11 protein-coding genes, 2 pseudogenes and 1 riboswitch are annotated in these 17,151 nt (G+C 73.5%); of the genes and pseudogenes, 6 read left to right on the top strand and 7 right to left on the bottom strand.

Going from position 1 to position 17,151, the window contains the following annotated elements; translation table 11 throughout:
• The first annotated feature begins 17 nt into the window (after window positions 1–17).
• The 4 genes from cbiE to AB0P06_RS10225 are packed head-to-tail and all read left to right on the top strand — an operon-like array spanning window position 18 to window position 3,405.
• A complete protein-coding gene (gene cbiE / locus AB0P06_RS10240) occupies window positions 18–1,304 on the top strand; it encodes a precorrin-6y C5,15-methyltransferase (decarboxylating) subunit CbiE (RefSeq protein WP_363606563.1) in 1,287 nt (428 codons plus the stop codon).
• Window positions 1,305–1,314: 10 nt separating this feature from the next.
• A complete protein-coding gene (gene cobM, locus AB0P06_RS10235) occupies window positions 1,315–2,076 on the top strand; it encodes a precorrin-4 C(11)-methyltransferase (protein ID WP_363606561.1) in 762 nt (253 codons plus the stop codon).
• Window positions 2,076–2,843 carry a cobalt-precorrin-6A reductase gene (locus AB0P06_RS10230; RefSeq protein WP_363606560.1) on the top strand — a complete coding sequence of 256 codons (768 nt, stop codon included), beginning with the start codon at window positions 2,076–2,078 and terminating at the stop codon, window positions 2,841–2,843. Before cobM ends, AB0P06_RS10230 begins: the two co-directional genes overlap by 1 nt.
• Window positions 2,844–2,901: 58 nt before the next feature.
• Entirely contained in the window at window positions 2,902–3,405 is a 504-nt protein-coding gene (locus tag AB0P06_RS10225) for a DinB family protein (protein WP_363606558.1), read from the top strand.
• A gap of 97 nt (window positions 3,406–3,502) precedes the next feature.
• Here the strand turns inward: AB0P06_RS10225 and AB0P06_RS10220 are convergent, their stop codons facing one another.
• Both AB0P06_RS10220 and AB0P06_RS10215 read right to left on the bottom strand, forming a co-directional pair.
• Window positions 3,503–5,032 (bottom strand): UDP-N-acetylglucosamine 1-carboxyvinyltransferase, encoded by a 1,530-nt coding sequence (locus AB0P06_RS10220; RefSeq protein WP_363606556.1) that lies wholly within the window; start codon window positions 5,030–5,032, stop codon window positions 3,503–3,505.
• Between the two features lie 302 nt (window positions 5,033–5,334).
• On the bottom strand, window positions 5,335–6,537 hold the full coding sequence (locus tag AB0P06_RS10215) for a cobalt-precorrin-5B (C(1))-methyltransferase (RefSeq protein WP_363606555.1): 1,203 nt from the start codon (window positions 6,535–6,537) through the stop codon (window positions 5,335–5,337).
• Window positions 6,538–6,826: 289 nt separating this feature from the next.
• On the opposite strand from AB0P06_RS10215, the gene AB0P06_RS10210 reads away from it, so the two are divergent.
• Window positions 6,827–8,566, top strand: coding sequence for a TIGR03767 family metallophosphoesterase (locus tag AB0P06_RS10210; protein WP_363606554.1), 1,740 nt, complete (start codon window positions 6,827–6,829; stop codon window positions 8,564–8,566).
• A 108-nt stretch (window positions 8,567–8,674) separates the two neighbouring features.
• Here AB0P06_RS10210 and AB0P06_RS10205 read toward each other — a convergent pair whose 3' ends face one another.
• Genes AB0P06_RS10205 through cobG form a run of 3 tightly spaced genes read right to left on the bottom strand, consistent with a single transcriptional unit; the run spans window position 8,675 to window position 12,233 of the window.
• Complete coding sequence (locus tag AB0P06_RS10205; protein WP_363606553.1) at window positions 8,675–10,240, bottom strand: precorrin-2 C(20)-methyltransferase; 1,566 nt, start codon at window positions 10,238–10,240, stop codon at window positions 8,675–8,677.
• Window positions 10,237–10,863, bottom strand: coding sequence for a precorrin-8X methylmutase (locus tag AB0P06_RS10200; RefSeq protein ID WP_363606552.1), 627 nt, complete (start codon window positions 10,861–10,863; stop codon window positions 10,237–10,239). The genes AB0P06_RS10205 and AB0P06_RS10200 overlap by 4 nt, the downstream gene beginning before the upstream one ends.
• On the bottom strand, window positions 10,860–12,233 hold the full coding sequence (gene cobG, locus AB0P06_RS10195; RefSeq protein WP_363606551.1) for a precorrin-3B synthase: 1,374 nt from the start codon (window positions 12,231–12,233) through the stop codon (window positions 10,860–10,862). The genes AB0P06_RS10200 and cobG overlap by 4 nt, the downstream gene beginning before the upstream one ends.
• 308 nt (window positions 12,234–12,541) lie before the next feature.
• A riboswitch (cobalamin riboswitch) is annotated at window positions 12,542–12,615 on the top strand.
• A 119-nt stretch (window positions 12,616–12,734) separates the two neighbouring features.
• On the opposite strand from cobG, the gene cobN reads away from it, so the two are divergent.
• Window positions 12,735–16,394: a cobaltochelatase subunit CobN gene (gene cobN / locus AB0P06_RS10190; RefSeq protein ID WP_363606550.1), complete on the top strand. Its 3,660-nt coding sequence runs from the start codon at window positions 12,735–12,737 to the stop codon at window positions 16,392–16,394.
• Between the two features lie 243 nt (window positions 16,395–16,637).
• Here the strand turns inward: cobN and AB0P06_RS10185 are convergent.
• Window positions 16,638–16,853: pseudogene (locus AB0P06_RS10185) on the bottom strand (hypothetical protein); the annotation flags it as partial.
• A 31-nt stretch (window positions 16,854–16,884) separates the two neighbouring features.
• Window positions 16,885–17,127 (bottom strand): annotated as a pseudogene (locus AB0P06_RS10180) (hypothetical protein); the annotation flags it as partial.
• Between the last annotated feature and the right edge of the window lie 24 nt (window positions 17,128–17,151).

Raw genomic sequence — 17,151 nt, 5'->3', positions numbered from 1 at the left:
CGACGAGGAGCCACCCGGTGCCCGAGCTGCCACCCCCGATCACCGTCGTCGGGATCGGGGCCGACGGCTGGCCCGGCCTCGCCGGCACCTCCCGGGCGGCGCTGCGGACCGCCGAGGTGGTGATCGGCGGGCCCCGGCAGCTCGCCCTGCTGCCCGCCGACGAGGTGGCCGCCGAACGGGTGCCGTGGCCCTCACCGCTGCGCCCGGCCGTCCCCGGGCTGCTGGCCGAGCACGCCTCGCGCGCGGTGGCCGTCCTCGCCAGCGGGGACCCGATGTTCTACGGCATCGGCCGCACCCTCGCCGAGACCGTCGGAGCCGAACGGCTGCGTGTACTGCCGCACCCCTCCTCCGTCTCCTACGCCTGCGCCCGGCTCGGCTGGCCGCTCGAAGCCACCGAGGTGGTGAGCCTGGTCGGCCGCCCCCTGGACACCCTCACCCTCGCCCTCCACCCCGGCCGCCGCCTGCTGGTGCTCAGCTCCGACGCCGCCACCCCGGCCGCCGTCGCCGGGCTGCTCACCGCGCGCGGCCACGGCGCCGCCCGGCTGAGCGTGCTGGAGCAGCTCGGCGGACCGGGCGAACGGCGGCTGGACGGTCCGGCGGACGGCTGGCCCCACCCGGCCGGCGACCCGCTGAACGTCATCGCCGTCGAACTGGCCGACGGCCCCCGGACGTCCCTCGTCCCCGGTCTGCCCGACGACTCCTACGAGAGCGACGGCCAGCTCACCAAGCGGCACGTCCGCGCCGCCACCCTCGCCACGCTGGCCCCCGCCCCCGGCGAACTGCTCTGGGACGTCGGCGGCGGCTCCGGCTCGATCGCCGTCGAGTGGCTGCGCGCGCACCGTGACTGCCAGGCCGTCAGCATCGAGCGGGACGCCGTCCGGGCCGGGCGCATCGCCCGCAACGCCGCCGCGCTCGGCGTGCCCCGGCTACGCGTGGTCACCGGGCCCGCACCCGCCGCGCTCGCCGGACTGCCCACCCCCGACGCCGTGTTCATCGGCGGCGGGCTCACCGCGCCCGGCCTGCTGGACGCCTGCTGGGCGGCGCTGCCACCGGGCGGGCGACTGGTCGCCAACACCGTGACGCTGGAGTCCGAGGCCCTGCTCACCGAGTGGTACCGGCGCCACGGCGGCGAGTTGCTGCGGCTCTCCGTCGCGCACGCCGTCCCGGTGGGCGGCTTCACCGGCTGGCGGCAGGCGATGCCCGTCACCCAGTGGTCCGCCGTCAAGCCCGCACGGCCGGCCGTCGAGCACGTACCGCCCGCCGGTGAGCCCGCGCAGCCCGCCGCCAAGCCCTCTGCCGTTTAGGAGACTCCTCGTGACCGTCCACTTCATCGGAGCCGGCCCGGGCGCCGCCGACCTGATCACCCTGCGCGGCCAGCGGATCCTGGCCCGCGCCGAGGTCTGCCTCTACGCCGGCAGCCTGGTGCCGCGCGAGCTGCTGGACGAGTGCCCGCCCGGCGCCCGGCTGGTCGACACCGCGCAGCTCAACCTGGACCAGATCATCGCCGAGCTGGTCCGCGCGCACGAGGCCGGGCAGGACGTGGCCCGGCTGCACTCCGGCGACCCGTCCGTCTTCAGCGCCGTCGCCGAGCAGATGCGCCGGCTGGACGCGGCCGGCGTCCCGTACGAGGTCGTGCCCGGCGTGCCCGCCTTCGCCGCCGCGGCGGCCGCGCTGAAGCGGGAACTGACGGTGCCGACCGTCGGCCAGACCGTCATCCTCACCCGGATCGCCAAGCGCGCCACCCCGATGCCCGAGGGCGAGGACCTGGCCACCCTCGGCCGCAGCGGCGCCCTGCTGGTGCTGCACCTGGCCGCCGGGTACGTGGACGACGTGGTCGAGCAGCTGCTGCCGCACTACGGCGCCGACTGCCCGGCCGCCGTGGTCGCGATGGCCAGCCGCCCCGACGAGCTGGTGCTGCGCGGCACCCTGGCCGACATCGCCGGGCAGCTGAAGGCGGCGGGCGTGGTCCGGACGGCGGTGATCATCGTCGGACGGACGCTGGCCGCCGAGCAGTTCCGCGACAGCCACCTCTACTCGGCGGACCGTGAGCGCCCGCACGAGCCCTGCGGGGCCTGATGGCACACGTCCTGATCCTCGGCGGCACCACGGAGGCCCGCGCGCTGGCCTCCGCACTGACCGGTGCCCCCGCGCTGCGGGTCACCAGCTCGCTGGCCGGCCGGGTCGCCGAACCCCGGCTGCCCGCCGGGGAGGTCCGGATCGGCGGCTTCGGCGGGCCGGACGGACTCGCCGACTGGCTCCGGGCCGAGCGGGTGGACGCGCTCGTGGACGCCACCCATCCGTTCGCCGCCGCCATGTCGCACAACGCGGCCCTCGCGGCCGCCGCCACCGGCGTACCGCTGCTGGCCCTGCGCCGCCCGGGCTGGACACCGGTGGCCGGGGACCGCTGGCACCCGGTGGCCTCGCTCGCCTCCGCCGCCGCGCTGCTGCCCTCCCTCGGCCGGCGCGTCTTCCTGACCACCGGCCGCCAGGGCATCGGCGCCTTCGCCCGCCTCGACGGCCTGCACTTCCTGGCCCGCTCGGTCGAACCGCCGGAGCCGCCGATGCCGGCCGCCACCGAAGTCCTGCTCGACCGGGGCCCGTTCACCCTCGACGGTGAGCGGGAGCTGCTGCGCGCGCACCGCATCGACGTGCTGGTCACCAAGGACAGCGGTGGCGCCGCCACCGCCCCCAAACTGACCGCCGCCCGCGAACTCGGCCTGCCCGTGGTGATCGTGGAGCGCCCGGCGGTACCGGCCGGCGTACCGGTCGCACCGGACGTCCCGGCGGCCGTCGGCCGGCTGGAGCGGCTGCTCGGCCTGGGGATCACGACGGTTGGCGGCTGACGCCACCGCCCTCGGAAATCACCGGGCGGGCGTCCGGCCCCTTCGGCAGAATGGGCGCATGAAGAGCGATCAGCGCACCGAGACCCCGCGGACGGGCGACGAACGGTCCACCCTGACCGGTTTTCTGGACTATCAGCGGGACACCCTCGCCATGAAGTGCGCCGGGCTGACCGCCGAGCAGCTCCGGACCCGGGCACTCGCGCCGTCGGGGCTCTCGCTGCTCGGCCTGGTCCGGCACCTCGCCGAGGTCGAGCGGAGCTGGTTCCGCAACGTCCTCAACAACGAGGCCCGGAACGGCTTCTGGAAGCACCCCGACGGCACCTTCGCCGAGTTCGACACCGACACCGCCGACCCCGACGAGGCCTTCACCGTCTGGCGCCGCGAGTGCGACCACGCCCGGGAACTCGTCGCCGCCGCCGAGTCGTTGGACGTACTCGGGCACTACGGCGAGGAGGTCTTCTCGCTGCGCTGGATCCTCACCCACATGATCGAGGAGTACGCCCGCCACAACGGCCACGCCGACCTCCTGCGCGAGCACCTCGACGGCGAAACCGGGGAGTAGCCGGACCGGATGTCGTCCGGCTGTCGGCTGGATGTCGCCTGGCTGTTGACCGGCCTCGGTGGCTGAGGCCGGTCGACAGGCGGTTCCCGGGCGGGCGTCAGATGTCGCGGAAGGTCTCGATCTGGGCGCCGACCGAGTTGAGGCGCTCGGCCAGGTCCTCGTAACCGCGGTTGATGACATAGACGTTGCGCAGCACCGAGGTGCCCTGGGCGGCGAGCATGGCGAGCAGGATGACCACGGCGGGACGCAGCGCGGGCGGGCAGACCATCTCGGCGGCGCGCCAGCGGGTCGGGCCCTGGACCAGGACGCGGTGCGGGTCGAGCAGCTTGATGTCCGCACCGAGGCGGGTGAGTTCGGTGAGGTAGATGGCGCGGTTGTCGTAGACCCAGTCGTGGATCATCGTGGTGCCGTGGGCGGCCGCGGCGATCGCGGCGAAGAACGGCACGTTGTCGATGTTGATGCCGGGGAACGGCATCGGGTGGATCTTGTCGATCGGCGCGGTCAGCTTGGACGGCCGCACGGTGAGGTCGATGAGCCGGGTACGGCCGTTGTGGGCCGGGTACTCGGGGGTCCGGTCGTAGTCGAGGCCCATCTCCTCCAGCACCGCGAGCTCGATCTCCAGGAACTCGATCGGCACCCGGCGGATCGTCAGCTCGGAGCCGGTCACCACCGCGGCCGCCAGCAGGCTCATCGCCTCCACCGGGTCCTCGGCGGGGGTGTAGTCGACGTCGCAACCGATCTCGGGCAGACCGTGCACGGTGAGGGTGGTGGTGCCGATGCCCTCGATCTTCACGCCCAGCAGTTCCAGGAAGAAGCAGAGGTCCTGGACCATGTAGTTGGAGGAGGCGTTGCGGATGACGCTGACGCCGTTGTGCCGGGCGGCGGCGAGCAGGGCGTTCTCGGTGACGGTGTCGCCGCGCTCGGTCAGCACGATCGGGCGGTCCAGCGAGACGCCCGGCTCGACCGAGGCGTGATACGCGCCGGAGGTGGTGGCGACCTCCAGACCGAAGCGGCGCAACGCGGCCAGGTGCGGCTGGACGGTCCGGGTGCCGAGGTCGCAGCCGCCCGCGTACGGGATGGCGAAGCGGTCGGCGCGGTGCATCAGCGGCCCGAGGAACATCAGCACGCTGCGGGTGCGGCGGGCGGCCGCGACGTCCATGGCGGCGAGGTCGAGCTCGGCGGGCGGGGTGAGTTCGAGGTCGCGGCCGTCGTTGATCCAGCGGCTCTTGACACCGATGCTGGTGAGCACCTCGAGGATCCGGTAGACCTCCTCGATCCGGGCCACCTGGCGCAGCGTGGTGCGGCCGGTGGTCAGCAGCGAGGCGCAGAGGATCGCCACGCAGGCGTTCTTGCTGCTGCGCACGTCGATGGCGCCGGAGAGCCGGGTGCCGCCGGCGACGCGCAGGTGCATCGGGCCGGCGTAGCCGAGGGAGACGATCTCGCTGTCGAGGGCTTCGCCGATGCGGGCGATCATCTCAAGGCTGACGTTCTGCTTGCCCTGCTCGATGCGGTTGACCGCGCTCTGGCTGGTGCCGAGGGCTTCGCCGAGCTGGGCCTGGGACCAACCACGGTGCTGACGCGCGGTACGGATGAGGGTGCCGATACGGGTGAGGTAGTCGCCTGTCACCCGCCAGACCATATCTCATGCTTGAGATATCACCAGAATCCGGGGTGGGCGTGGCGAACTATTTGTCCTTTTACAGGGCTTATCTGCGTCAGTACATGACGCCAGTAAGGGCGTCGCCGCCTTCGGGCGCAGACCCGTCCGGCAGCACGGCAGCACGCCTCCGCCCAGTCGTCCTCCGGCCCGTCGAGGGTGACGCACTGCCAGGTGGCGGACGCCTCGGGCAGGACGGTGGCAATCTCATCCACGATATGGAAGGGCAGGCGCCCTCGGACCCCGCCCCGGAGAACCGGGTGCCCGTTCGCTCAGCCGGCGGCCGGCCCGAGCGGCTCCGCCCGGCCGACGAGGGTGCCCGCGCGGTCGATGCAGATGACGTCCACCGCGACCGGCGAACCGACCAGCACGCCGAGCGCGGTGGCGCGGGCGGCCTCGGCCACCAGGTCGCCGAGCGGGACGCCGGCCGCCCGGCAGAGCTGGACCGCCTCCAGGCCCGTGTTGGCCGCGGCCACCGCCTCGGCGAGCGCCGCGTCCGCACCGCCCTTGCGGGCCAGCCCGGCCAGGTACCCCTTGTCGACCTGGGAACGCGCCGAGTGCAGGTCGAGGTGGCCCGCGGCCAGCTTGGAGAGCTTGGCGAAGCCCCCCGCGATGGTCAGCCGGGGCACCGGGTGGCGCTTGAGGTACTTGAGGACGGCGCCGGCGAAGTCGCCCATGTCGAGCAGCGCGTCCTCGGGCAGCCCGTGCACCGCGACGGCCACCTTCTCGGACGTCGAACCGGTGCAGCCCGCGACATGGATCCGCCCGGCGGCCCGGGCCACGTCCACCCCGCGCCGGATGGAGTCGATCCAGGCGGAGCAGGAGTAGGGGACGACGATCCCGGTCGTGCCGAGGATGGACAGCCCACCGAGGATTCCCAGCCGGGGGTTCCAGGTGGAGCGGGCGATCTCCTCGCCGTGGTCGACGGAGATCTCCACCACCACGTCCCCGGTGCCGCCGAACTCGGCCGCCACCTCGGCGACGGCGTCCCGGATCATCTGTCGGGGCACCGGATTGACGGCCGGCTCCCCCACCGCCAGCGGCAGCCCCGCCTTGGTGACCGTCCCCACCCCCGGTCCGGCCCGGAACACCACCCCGCTGCCGGGCTCCCCCGCCCACACGGTCGAACGGATCAGCGCGCCGTGCGTGACGTCGGGGTCGTCGCCGGCGTCCTTGACCACCCCGGCCATCGCCCGGGGGCCCAGCGGCTCTCCGGCCGCCGGGCCCCCGGCCGCCAGGTCCTCGGCTGCCGGCTCCTCGGCGGTCAGTTCCTCGACGGCCAGTTCCTCGACGGCCAGGGCGAACGCGGGCCGCTGGCCCTTGGGGAGCGTGATCGTCACGGGGTCGGGGAAGCCGCCGTCGAGCAGGGCGGTGTAGGCGGCCTTGGTGGCCGCCGTGGCACAGGCGCCCGTCGTCCAGCCGTGCCGCAGGCCGCTGCTCTTCAGCTGCCCGGCCCGGCCTCCCGATTCGGCCACGTGCGCCCCTTTGTCTCGGGACCGCCCGCCGGTGCCACCGGAACCGGGCCGTCCGCCACTGCACGGCCGGGTCGGCCGCCGGGGTCGATTTTCCCCCATTCGCCTGGCGGGGCCCCGGCGGGGTCGCTCGCTCCCGCCCTGTCCCCGCGCGTTCCCGAAGAGTTCTCCGCCCGGGCCTCGCACCGCACCCCTACCAGTGAGTAATCTGTCGCTCCGCCAGAAGTCGGGTTCATGACATGACGATCCGCCCAACCGGACCGTCAGAAGCGTGGGGGTTGTTGTGGCTGGGATGAGTCGGCGCACGTTCGTCACGGGCACGTCGGTGGCCGCGGCGTGGACGGCGCTGTCGGCGGGCGGCGCGCGGTTCGCGTCGGCGGCGGAGCGGGACCGCGCGCTGGCGGCCACCGCGGCGCGCGCCGTCCAGGTGAAGGGGACGACGCTCGACCAGGTCGCCACTCCGGTCGGCAGCGCCGCGTACAAGCGGCTCACGGCGGGGCCGGGCCGGCCGCTGGTGGTCCGCGGCGACGTGGCCGCCCCGGGCGCCGGACGGGACGACCGCCGCACCGGCCTGGCCAGCTTCGTCCAGTTCACCGACCTGCACCTGGTGGACACCGAGTCCCCGGTACGGTTCGAGTACCTGGCCCGGTTCAACGACAGTGCGCACCGTCCGCAGGAGACCCTGAACGCGCGCGGCGTCTCCGCGCTCGTCGAGCGGGTCAACTCGCTGGCCGGCGGCCCCTACACGGGGATGCCGTTCAGCCTGGTGATGGCCACCGGCGACAACACCGACAACCACGAGCACATCGAGCTCGACTGGTACCTGACCGTGATGGCCGGCGGCCGGCTGGCCCAGAACACCGGTGACACCTCCCGCTACGAGGGCGTGCAGAACTCCGGCAGCGCCGCCTACTGGAACCCCGAGTCGACGTTCCAGGACGGCTACAAGGCCAAGGGGTTCCCGCAGGTGCCCGGGCTGCTCGCCGCCGCCGGCCGCCCGTTCGACGCGCCCGGCCTGCGGACGCCCTGGTACACCACGGTCGGCAACCACGACGACAGCCTTGAGGGCTCGCTGCCCGACTTCGGGCTGCTGGAATCGCTCTACACCGGCGAGTACAAGCTGGAGGGCTGCAACGACGCGGACGCGGCCAAGCTGATGGAGGCGCTGCGACGCGATCCGGCCGGTGCCGCGCTGCTGCTGGGCCGGCTGCTGTCGGACGGCGACGCGGTGCGCCGGATCACCCCGGACGAGCGCCGCCGGCCGTTCACGCTCAAGGAGTTCGCCAAGGCGCACCTCGACCCCGCCTACACCGGCGCGGGCCCGCACGGCCACGGCTTCACCTCGGACGCGGTGGGCAGCGGCAAGCTGTACTACACCTTCCGGATCTCGGAGAAGGTGCTGGGCATCAGCCTGGACACCACCAACCAGGCCGGTTTCGCGGACGGTTCGCTCGGCACCGCCCAACTGCGCTGGCTGGAGAGCCGGCTCAAGGCGAACAGCGGCCACTGGTACGACGCGGACGGCCGCAGGGTGCGCGGCGGCGGCAGCGACCAGCTGATCGTGGTCTTCAGCCACCACACCAGCGACACCATGGGCAACCTGCTGCCGGACCCGCGCAACATCTTCGAGAAGCGGCACGACGGCAACGAGTTGGTGGCCCTGCTGCAGCGCTACCCGAACGTGGTCGCCTGGGTGAACGGCCACACCCACATGAACAAGATCACCGCGCACGGCCACGGGGTGCCGGAGCGCGCCTTCTGGGAGATCAACACCGCCTCCCACATCGACTACCCGCAACACGCCCGGATCATCGAGATCGCCGACAACGGGGACGGCACGCTCTCCCTGTTCACCACGCTGATCGAGTCCGCCGCACCGTACGCGACCGACTTCGGCAACACCTCGGACGCCGGACTGGCCGCCCTGTACCGGGAGTTGTCGTACAACGACCCGTACGCCAACCCGGCGAAGCTGCTCGGCTCCGCCGGGGACCACAACACCGAGCTGGTGCTGGCCAAGCCGGCGGGCTGACGGCTGACGGAGTGCGGGTAACAGCCGACAACTAACAGATAACAGATTTCGAAATCTGTTATCTGTTAGTTGTTCGCCGTTTGTCGTTTGCCGTTCGCTGTCCGCCCGCTACTCCGGGTACCGGCGCGGGGTCCAGACGACCTCGGCGCCGTTGCCACGCTCGACGGCCTGGGTCTGCGAGGAGCCGATGAGCAGGATGGTCCGCATGTCGACCTGCGTGGGGTCCAGCTCCCCCAGCCGCACCGTCCGGACGCGCTCGGTCGGACCGCCGACATCGCGGGCCATCACCACCGGCGTCCCGGGCGCCCGGTACTCCAGCAGCAGGTCGCGCGCGCGGCCGACCTGAGTGGTGCGGGACTGCGAACCGGGGTTGTAGAGGGCGAGCACCAGGTCGGCCTCGGCCGCGGCACGCAGGCGCTTGGCCACGACGTCCCAGGGCTTGAGCCGGTCGGACAGCGAGACCACGGCGTAGTCGTGGCCGAGCGGGGCGCCGGCCCGGGAGGCGGCCGCGTGCGCGGCGGTCATGCCGGGGACGATCCGTACCGGGACGTCCCGGTACGTCTCCTCGCAGGCGACCTCCAGCACGGCGGTGGCCATCGCGAAGACACCCGGGTCACCGGAGGACACCACGGCGACGCGGTGTCCTCGCCGGGCCAGGTCGAGCGCGAACTCGGCGCGCTCGGACTCGACCTTGTTGTCCGAGCCGTGCCGCTGCTGACCGGGCCGGACGGGCACCCGGTCCAGGTAGGTGGTGTAGCCGACCAGGTCGGTGGCGGCCGCGAGCGCACCGCGTGCCTCGGGGGTGAGCCAGAGCGGGCCGGCCGGGCCGGTACCGATGACGGTGACACTGCCGGCACCCACACCCTCGGGCTCCGAAGCCTCGGACTCCGAAGCCTCGGGCACGGAGGCCGCGGGAACGGAGACCACGGCCTCCAACGGCGCGACCTTGCTCGGCAGCACGGCCACCGAGAAGTACGGCACGGTCTCGGCGTCGACGTCCGCCAGCGGCGCGGTGCGCTCGCCGTCCATGAAGGCGCGCTCCACGTACTGCGCGTCGTCGAGCCGCCCGGCCCGCTCCAGGGCGCGACGGACGGCCGGGAAGGTGCGACCCAGCTTCATGATCACGGCGGAGTCGGCGGAGGCGATCCGCGCGGTCAGCTCCTCCTCGGGCAGGGTGCCCGGGATGATGGTGAGCGTCTCCTCGGCCTCGGTGAGCGCCTGCCCGAGCCGGGCGGCGGCCGCGCTGACCGACGTCACGCCGGGGACCACCTCGGTCGGGTAGCGGTGCGCGAGGCGCTTGTGCATGTGCTGGTACGAGCCGTAGAACAGCGGGTCGCCCTCCGCGAGCACGACGACGTCGCGCCCGGCGTCCAGGTGGGCGGCGAGGCGGACGGCCGCCTCCTCGTAGAAGTCGTCCAACGCCCCCCGGTAGCCGCCGGGGTGGTCGGTGGTCTCGACCGTGATCGGGTAGACCAGCTTCTCCTCGATCTGACCACCCGTCAGGTATCGCTCGGCGATGGAGCGGGCGATCGAGCGGCCGTGCCGGGCACTGTGGTACGCCACCACGTCGGCCTTGCCGATGAGTTCGGCGGCGCGAACCGTCACCAGGGACGGGTCGCCGGGGCCGAGACCCACCCCGTAGAGCCGGCCGGTGGCGTTCTGCTGCTCCGTCACTCTTCTTCGCTCGCAATCGCGTTGATGGCGGCGGCGGCGATCGCGCTGCCGCCGCGACGGCCGCGCACCACCAGGTGCTCCAGCCCGGACGGATGCCCGGCCAGTGCGTCCTTCGATTCGGCGGCACCGATGAAGCCGACCGGGACGCCGATCACCGCGGCCGGGCGCGGGGCACCCGCCTCGATCAGCTCCAGCAGCCGGAACAGCGAGGTGGGCGCGTTGCCGACGGCCACCACCGCGCCCTCAAGCCGGGGCAGCCACAGTTCCATCGCGGCGGCGCTGCGGGTGTTGCCCGCCTTCCGGGCCAGCTCGGGCACCGACGGGTCGGTCAGGGTGCAGATCACCTCGTTGTCGGCGGGCAGCCGCTTGCGGGTGACACCGCTGGCCACCATGTTCACGTCGCAGAGAATGGGCGCCCCGGCGCGCAGTGCCCGGCGGGCGGAGGCGACCACGCCCGGCGAGTACACCAGGTCCTCGACCAGGTCGACCATGCCGCAGGCGTGGATCATCCGCACCGCGACCTGGGAGACGTCCGCGGGCAGGGCGGCCAGGTCGGCCTCGGCGCGGATGGTGGCAAAGGACTGGCGGTAGATGGACGCGCCGTCCTTCTCGTACTCGATCACTTCGTGGTCCTCCTGGCCTCGGCGACCGCCTCGGCCATCTCCTCGTTCGTCACGTCGTTCGTCACGTTCGTCACGCCGCTCGTCAGGTGACTCGTCGGGTGTGTCGTCAGATGGCTCGTCACGTCACTCGTTTCGCCGCTCTTCACGCCCGACGTTCCGTCGGTCACCGTCACCCGGTAGCCCTGCCCGGTCGCCAGCACGTCCACCCATCGGCCGGCGGGGTGCCCGCAGCGCCGTTCGCAGCCGGACCAGTGCACGGGCAGGCCGGCGCCGCTCATCACGTCCAGCGCCCGCGCCGCGTCAGCCCGGACATCGGCCACCGACCGGGCGCAGCCCGGCAGTCCGGTGCAGGCGGTGGCCCGCGCCCACGGCGATCCCGGCTCGGTACGGAAGCCGGCCGCGGCCAGCGCGGGCAGTCGCCCGGGCGGGGCGCCCGGCAGGACGGCGCCGCGCCAGGGAGTCAGTCTGAGCTCGCCCTCGGCGGCGTCGGCCAGGGTCCGCCACTGGTCGGAGCCGACCCGGCCGAAGCGCATCCCGACCGACAGGCCGCCGGGCACCACGCCCACCTCGGGATGTGCCCCGCCCACCGGGGGGAGCGGCACGACACCCGCGGGGGCGTCCGGCAGGTCCGGCGCATCGGGCAGGCCGGGCAGGCCGGGCAGGCCGGGCAGCCCGGCCAGCAGGTCCGGCAGGAGATCGGGCACCTCGCGCAGGTGCCAGGCCTTGCGGCCGTGCGCCCGCAGCGCGTCCAGGAAGCCGCGGGCCGCGGCCAGCACCGCGTCCACCGCCCGCCCGGCCGGCACGGGCCGCGCGACGGGGGCCCGGCCGAGGCGCAGCAGCGCCGTACCGCCCGGGCCTGCGATCAATGTCACATCGGCGTCGAGCGCGGCGACATCGCCCCGCCCGTCGTCCAGCGCGAAGAGGAACTTGCCGGAGAGACCGGCCGCCCAGGCGCTCGCGCAGAGCCGGCCGTCCAGTTCCCGTACCCAGGCCCGCATATCGGCGAAGCCCGCCCGGTCCAGCCCGGCGAGCGGGGAGGCGACGATGTTCCGGACCCGTTCATGGGTCTCGGAGGGCAGCAGGCCGACGGCGCGCAGCCGGTCGGCGAGCTCGCGTCCGCAGTCCGAAGCGAGGCCGCGCAACTGGACGTTGCCGCGCGAGGTGGTCTCCAGGTCGCCGTCGCCGAGCGCGTCGGCGGCGTCGGCCAGCGCGAGCGCCTGACGCACCGTCAGCAGACCGCCGGGTATGCGCACCCGGGCCAGGGCTCCGTCATCGGCGGTGTGCAGACGAAGGGCTCCTGGACAGGCGTCCGCGCGCCCCCGGTCGGGCACCGCGGCGCCCGGCACGGTGGCGTCGGGTGTCGGTGGCATGGCCGCGAGCATACAGATGATCCGATCGGTTGCCTCCGTCCGTCGGGTCACGCCCACGGCCTCCGCCGGGTCACATCGCCGGGTCACACCCACGGCCTCCGTCCGGTCACTCCGCCGGTTTCCCCCGGCCGCGTCCACGGGCTGCCGCCCGACCGCACCCGCCGCTCCCCCACAGGCCGGATCCACGCCTCCCGCCCGGCCGTGACCCCGGCTGCGGTCCGGATCACTCTCCCCCGGGTCGGCCGCACCCCGTACGATGCTGGCGGGCGGTCCCCGCGGACCGCCCGCACGCCAGCGACGGCGCAGGGGAGGAAACCGGTGCAAGCCCGGTGCGGTCCCGCCACTGTGACCACGGTTCAACCGCCGTGGAAGCCAGGAACTCCTGCCGTCCTCCACCGGCCCGGGGCGCGGACCCCGAGGAAGGCTTGAAGCTTTGCGCTGCCGCATGCCCGCGCCCCTGCGCGTCCCCGTGCCCGCCATCGAGGCCGGGAGGGCCTTCGCATGATCCTGCTGCTGTCGACGTCCGACACCGACCTGCTCAGTGCCCGCGCCTCCGAGGGCCCGGTCCGCTACCGCCTCGGCAACCCGGCCCGGCTCTCCGCCGAGGAGCTGCCCGCCCTGCTGGAGGGAGCCGACCTGGTCGTGGTCCGCCTGCTCGGCGGCCGGCGCGCCTGGCAGGAGGGCCTGGACGCACTGCTCGCCGGCCCCCGCCCGGTCGTCGTGCTGACCGGCGAGCAGGCGCCCGACGCCCAGCTGATGGAGCTGTCCACCGTCCCGGCCGGCATCGCCGCCGAGGCGCACGCCTACCTCGCCCACGGTGGCGCGGCCAACCTGGCCGAGCTGGGCGCGTTCCTCTCCGACACCGTGCTGCTCACCGGCCACGGCTTCGCGCCGCCCGCCTCCGCCCCGGCCTGGGGCCCGCTGGAGCGCGAGGCCCGGACGAGCGAGGGCCCGACCGTCGCCGTGCTCTACTACCGCGCCCACCACATGAGCGGCAACACCGCGTTCGTCGAGACCCTCTGCCGGGCCATCGAGGACCAGGGTGCGCAGGCGAAGGCCTACTACTGCGCCTCGCTGCGCGGCGCCGAGCCCGAGCTGCTGGCCGCGCTCGGCACGGCCGACGTCCTCGTCACCACCGTGCTGGCCGCCGGCGGCACCCGCCCGGCCGACGCGCAGGCCGGCGGCGACGAGGAGGCCTGGGACGCGGGCGCGCTGGCGGCGCTGGACCGGCCGATCCTGCAGGCGCTCTGCCTGACCTGGTCGCGGGCACAGTGGGAGGCCAGCGACGACGGCCTCTCCCCGCTGGACACCGCCACCCAGATCGCCGTGCCCGAGTTCGACGGCCGGCTGATCACCGTCCCGTTCTCCTTCAAGGAGCTGGACGAGGACGGCCTCACCGTCTATGCCGCCGACCCCGAGCGCGCCGCCAGGGTCGCCGGGACGGCGGTCAAGCACGCCCGGCTGCGGCACATCCCGGCCGCCGAGCGCCGGCTCGCGCTGGTCCTCTCCGCCTACCCGACCAAGCACGCCCGGGTCGGCAACGCGGTCGGCCTGGACACCCCGGCCAGTGCGATCCGGCTGCTGCACCGGCTCCGCGCGGAGGGCATGGACCTCGGCCACGACCTGCCGGGCCTGGACACCGACGCCGATGACGTCCCGGCCCGAGCCGGCTCGGAGACGACCGGACAGGCAGCGCTCCACGAGGGTGACGCCCTGATCCACGCCCTGATCGCGGCCGGCGGCTACGACCAGGACTGGCTCACCGAGGAGCAGCTGGCCCGCAACCCGGTCCGGATCCCCGCCGCCGACTACCGCCGCTGGTACGCCACGCTCCCCCAGGGCCTGCGCGACACCGTCGAGGAGCACTGGGGCCCGGCCCCCGGCGAGCTGTACGTCGACCGCTCGCAGAACCCGGACGGCGACATCGTGCTCGCCGCCATCCGCTCCGGCAACCTGCTGGTCCTGATCCAGCCGCCGCGCGGTTTCGGCGAGAACCCGGTCGCGATCTACCACGACCCGGACCTCCCGCCGTCGCACCACTACCTGGCCGCCTACCGCTGGATCGCGGCCGCCCAGGCGGACGGCGGCTTCGGCGCCGACGCGGTGATCCACCTCGGCAAGCACGGCAACCTGGAGTGGCTGCCCGGCAAGACCGCCGCGCTGTCGGCCGAGTGCGGCCCGGACGCCGTCCTCGGCGACCTGCCCCTCGTCTACCCGTTCCTGGTCAACGACCCGGGCGAGGGCACCCAGGCCAAGCGCCGCGCCCACGCCACCCTGGTCGACCACCTCGTCCCGCCGATGGCCCGCGCCGACTCCTACGGCGACATCGCGCGGCTGGAGCAGTTGCTGGACGAGCACTCCAGCATCGCCGCGATGGACCCGGCCAAGCTGCCCGCCATCCGCGCGCAGATCTGGACCCTGATCCAGGCCGCCAAGCTCGACCACGACCTCGGGCTGGACGAGCGCCCCGAGGACGACGGCTTCGACGACTTCCTGCTGCACGTCGACGGCTGGCTCTGCGAGATCAAGGACGCCCAGATCCGCGACGGCCTGCACGTCCTCGGCCAGGCCCCGGCCGGCACCGACCGGGTCAACATCGTGCTCGCCATCCTGCGTGCCCGGCAGATCTGGGGCGGGGTCAGCGCGCTGCCCGGCCTGCGTGAGGCGCTCGGCCTGGACGAGGCCGCGCTCACCCTCGGCGCCACCGACGCGGCCGAGGCGCAGGCCCGCGCCCTGGTCGAGGCGATGGAGGCCGAGGACTGGTCGCCCGAGGCGGTCGAGAAGGTCGCCGCCGGGCTGCCGGAGGCCGTGCACGAGGTGCTCGCCTTCGCCGCCACCCAGGTCGTGCCGCGCCTGGCCGCCACCACCGACGAGCTGGACGCCGTCCTGCACGCGCTCGGCGGCGGTTTCGTCCCGGCCGGACCGTCCGGCTCGCCGCTGCGCGGTCTGGTCAACGTGCTGCCGACCGGCCGCAACTTCTACTCCGTCGACCCCAAGGCCGTGCCGAGCAAGCTCGCCTGGGAGACCGGGCAGGCGCTCGCCGCCTCGCTGGTCGAGCGGTACCGGGCCGACAACGACGGCGCCTGCCCGCCCTCGGTCGGGCTCTCGCTCTGGGGCACCAGCGCGATGCGCACCGCCGGCGACGACATCGCCGAGGCCTTCGCGCTGCTCGGCGTCCGCCCGGTCTGGGACGACGCCTCGCGCCGGGTCACCGGCCTGGAGGCGATCTCCCTGGAGGAGCTGGGCCGCCCGCGCATCGACGTCACCCTGCGCATCTCCGGCTTCTTCCGGGACGCCTTCCCGCACGTGGTCGCCCTGCTGGACGACGCGGTGCGTCTCGCCGCCGCCCAGGAGGAGCCGGACGTGGACAACTACGTCCGTGCCCACGTCCAGGCCGACCTCGCCGTGCACGGAGACGAGCGCAAGGCCACCGTCCGCGTCTTCGGCTCCCGCCCGGGCACGTACGGCGCGGGCCTGCTCCAGCTGATCGACAGCCGCGACTGGCGCACCGACGCCGACCTCGCCGAGGTGTACACGGTCTGGGGCGGCTACGCGTACGGGCGCGGGCTGGACGGGCGCCCGGCGCGCGAGGAGATGGAGACCGCGTACAAGCGGATCACCGTCGCCGCGAAGAACACCGACACCCGCGAGCACGACATCGCCGACTCGGACGACTACTTCCAGTACCACGGCGGCATGGTCGCCACCGTCCGCGCGCTCACCGGCAAGGCCCCGACCGCCTACATCGGCGACTCGACCCGCCCGGAGACGGTCCGCACCCGCACCCTGACCGAGGAGGCCGCCCGGGTCTTCCGCGCCCGGGTGGTCAACCCGCGCTGGATGGAGGCGATGCGCCGCCACGGCTACAAGGGCGCCTTCGAGATGGCCGCGACGGTGGACTACCTGTTCGGCTACGACGCCACCACCGGCGTGGTAGCCGACTGGATGTACGAGAAGCTGACCCAGGAGTACGTCCTGGACCCGGTCAACCGCGAGTTCCTGGCCGGCGCCAACCCCTGGGCCCTGCACGGCATCAGCGAGCGTCTGCTGGAGGCGGCCAGCCGCGGCCTCTGGGAGCAGCCCGACCCGGCGCTGATCGAACAGCTCCAGGCCGCGTTCCTGGAGACCGAGGGTGACCTGGAGGGCGGCGACGAGGGCTGACGGGCGTCCGGTGACCCGCCTCGGTGAAGCCTGACCGCGTGGCTCCCGGGCTCTGGGCCCGGCCCGTACGTTGATGGCCGGCCCCTCGTGATTCGACTGCGAGGGGCCGGCCATCTCCGCGGACGGTGCTGATATCGAGTCAGGATCCGCCGGTGATCCAGCTCACGAACACGGACCGCACGCCTTCATTCCCTGGTGGACCGGCGCCGGTTCTCGTGGCCCCCGGCTGCGCCCAGGTGTTGCTCATCCCGTTTCGTTGTCGGCGTCCTTCTGGGCCCGGTCAAGGATGTCCTGGGCCACGCTCTCGGGGTTCTGGCCGTGGAAGGGAAGGTCGGAGAGCCAGGTGTAGAGCATTTCCCGGCAGATCTGCGGCTGGTAGGCTGGCACTTCGTGTCCGGAGTCGGGCAGAGAGACCTGCGTCACGTTTTTGAGGGTGCGGACGAACCCCTTCGGGTTCCCCTGTGCCTGCTTCCAGACGCCCGCCGTTGAGCCAGATCAGCAGCGGCGTTTTTTCGATCAGGTCCTGCTGGTCCTTGGGGTCGAGGTTGGGGTCGCAGGTCTGGCTTTCGAAGAACCAGTAGAAAAAATGACTCTTCGCTGCGCCCGGGCCGTCGACGTCCGTATATCCGGCGTAGGAGCGGACCTTCTTCTGGACGTCGGCATCATCGGGATTTTCGGGGTCGGGTAGAAGTGGATCGCCTGCGCGCTGGAGACGTTGGCGGGGATCTTGCACACGGGGCTGCGAGACATGGTTCAC

This window comes from Kitasatospora sp. NPDC088351 (assembly GCF_040685575.1).
In the GTDB taxonomy this organism is placed as follows: domain Bacteria; phylum Actinomycetota; class Actinomycetes; order Streptomycetales; family Streptomycetaceae; genus Kitasatospora.
This window is presented reverse-complemented; position numbering and strand designations above follow the sequence as displayed.